The sequence below is a fragment of the Klebsiella sp. 4_1_44FAA genome (assembly GCF_000238715.1).
Taxonomy (GTDB): Bacteria; Pseudomonadota; Gammaproteobacteria; order Enterobacterales; family Enterobacteriaceae; genus Klebsiella; species Klebsiella pneumoniae.
Window position 1 is genome coordinate 1 of the sequence record NZ_JH414822.1, and the last position, 2,297, is coordinate 2,297.

1 tRNA gene and 1 rRNA gene are annotated in these 2,297 nt (G+C 51.8%); both read left to right on the forward strand.

Annotated features, from left to right (window positions below):
* The first annotated feature begins 271 nt into the window (after nucleotides 1–271).
* Nucleotides 272–1,810: ribosomal RNA gene (locus HMPREF1024_RS00375) — 16S ribosomal RNA — on the forward strand.
* Nucleotides 1,811–1,895: 85 nt separating this feature from the next.
* Nucleotides 1,896–1,971 (forward strand) — tRNA-Glu (locus tag HMPREF1024_RS00370).
* Nucleotides 1,972–2,297 lie beyond the last annotated feature (326 nt).

The following is a 2,297-nucleotide window of genomic DNA, read 5'->3' on the forward strand; positions in this document are numbered from 1 at the left end:
ATGTGAATCACTTCACACAAACAGCCGGTTCGGTTGCAGAGAAAAATACCTGAAAAACGGGTTGACTCTGAAAGAGGAAAGCGTAATATACGCCACCTCGCGACAGAGCGCTAAAGCGCGTCGCAACTGCTCTTTAACAATTTATCAGACAATCTGTGTGGGCACTCAAAGTGACATGGATTCTTAACGTCCTCGGACGAAAAATGAATACCAAGTCTCAAGAGTGAACACGTAATTCATTACGAAGTTTAATTCTTTGAGCATCAAACTTAAATTGAAGAGTTTGATCATGGCTCAGATTGAACGCTGGCGGCAGGCCTAACACATGCAAGTCGAGCGGTAGCACAGAGAGCTTGCTCTCGGGTGACGAGCGGCGGACGGGTGAGTAATGTCTGGGAAACTGCCTGATGGAGGGGGATAACTACTGGAAACGGTAGCTAATACCGCATAATGTCGCAAGACCAAAGTGGGGGACCTTCGGGCCTCATGCCATCAGATGTGCCCAGATGGGATTAGCTAGTAGGTGGGGTAACGGCTCACCTAGGCGACGATCCCTAGCTGGTCTGAGAGGATGACCAGCCACACTGGAACTGAGACACGGTCCAGACTCCTACGGGAGGCAGCAGTGGGGAATATTGCACAATGGGCGCAAGCCTGATGCAGCCATGCCGCGTGTGTGAAGAAGGCCTTCGGGTTGTAAAGCACTTTCAGCGGGGAGGAAGGCGTAAGGTTAATAACCTTGGCGATTGACGTTACCCGCAGAAGAAGCACCGGCTAACTCCGTGCCAGCAGCCGCGGTAATACGGAGGGTGCAAGCGTTAATCGGAATTACTGGGCGTAAAGCGCACGCAGGCGGTCTGTCAAGTCGGATGTGAAATCCCCGGGCTCAACCTGGGAACTGCATTCGAAACTGGCAGGCTAGAGTCTTGTAGAGGGGGGTAGAATTCCAGGTGTAGCGGTGAAATGCGTAGAGATCTGGAGGAATACCGGTGGCGAAGGCGGCCCCCTGGACAAAGACTGACGCTCAGGTGCGAAAGCGTGGGGAGCAAACAGGATTAGATACCCTGGTAGTCCACGCCGTAAACGATGTCGATTTGGAGGTTGTGCCCTTGAGGCGTGGCTTCCGGAGCTAACGCGTTAAATCGACCGCCTGGGGAGTACGGCCGCAAGGTTAAAACTCAAATGAATTGACGGGGGCCCGCACAAGCGGTGGAGCATGTGGTTTAATTCGATGCAACGCGAAGAACCTTACCTGGTCTTGACATCCACAGAACTTTCCAGAGATGGATTGGTGCCTTCGGGAACTGTGAGACAGGTGCTGCATGGCTGTCGTCAGCTCGTGTTGTGAAATGTTGGGTTAAGTCCCGCAACGAGCGCAACCCTTATCCTTTGTTGCCAGCGGTTAGGCCGGGAACTCAAAGGAGACTGCCAGTGATAAACTGGAGGAAGGTGGGGATGACGTCAAGTCATCATGGCCCTTACGACCAGGGCTACACACGTGCTACAATGGCATATACAAAGAGAAGCGACCTCGCGAGAGCAAGCGGACCTCATAAAGTATGTCGTAGTCCGGATTGGAGTCTGCAACTCGACTCCATGAAGTCGGAATCGCTAGTAATCGTAGATCAGAATGCTACGGTGAATACGTTCCCGGGCCTTGTACACACCGCCCGTCACACCATGGGAGTGGGTTGCAAAAGAAGTAGGTAGCTTAACCTTCGGGAGGGCGCTTACCACTTTGTGATTCATGACTGGGGTGAAGTCGTAACAAGGTAACCGTAGGGGAACCTGCGGTTGGATCACCTCCTTACCTTAAAGAACCTGCCTTTGTAGTGCTCACACAGATTGTCTGATGAACGTAAAGAAGCAAGGCGTCTTGCGATTGAGACTTCAGTGTCCCCTTCGTCTAGAGGCCCAGGACACCGCCCTTTCACGGCGGTAACAGGGGTTCGAATCCCCTAGGGGACGCCACTTGCTGGTTCGTGAGTGAAAGACGCGTGCCGAACTATCTCAAAACTCATCTTCGGGTGATGTTTGAGATATTTGCTCTTTAAAAATCTGGATCAAGCTGAAAATTGAAACGACACACAGTTAATGTGTGTTCGAGTCTCTCAAATTTTCGCAATCAGAAGTGAAACATCTTCGGGTTGTGAGGTTAAGCGACTAAGCGTACACGGTGGATGCCCTGGCAGTCAGAGGCGATGAAGGACGTGCTAATCTGCGAAAAGCGTCGGTAAGGTGATATGAACCGTTATAACCGGCGATGTCCGAATGGGGAAACCCAGTGCAATTCGTTG